At 44.9% G+C, this 276-nt stretch carries 1 protein-coding gene; it reads left to right on the forward strand.

The window, feature by feature from the left end; all coding sequences use genetic code 11:
* Window positions 1–276: hypothetical protein (locus tag ESA94_RS21560; RefSeq protein ID WP_164972833.1), on the forward strand; the 276-nt coding region annotated here is incomplete at both ends.

Genomic DNA, 276 nt, shown 5'->3' on the forward strand with positions numbered 1-276 from the left:
CTTATCTTGGTGAAACAAGAGTAGATGGTAACTGTGCAGGTAATTACAAACTGATCCGTAGCTGGAAGGCAGAAGATGCATGTGGTAACAGTGTTACAAAAACACAAACCATCACGGTAACAGATAATACTGCACCAGAGTTAACAGTACCTGCAGATGCAGCCGCATCCTGTGATAATGTACCGGCAGCAGGAACAGCCACAGCCACTGATAAATGTGATGCTGCACCGAAGGTGACTTATCTTGGTGAAACAAGAGTAGATGGTAACTGTGCAG

It is taken from the genome of Lacibacter luteus, from assembly GCF_004118265.1.
Taxonomy (GTDB): domain Bacteria; phylum Bacteroidota; class Bacteroidia; order Chitinophagales; family Chitinophagaceae; genus Lacibacter; species Lacibacter luteus.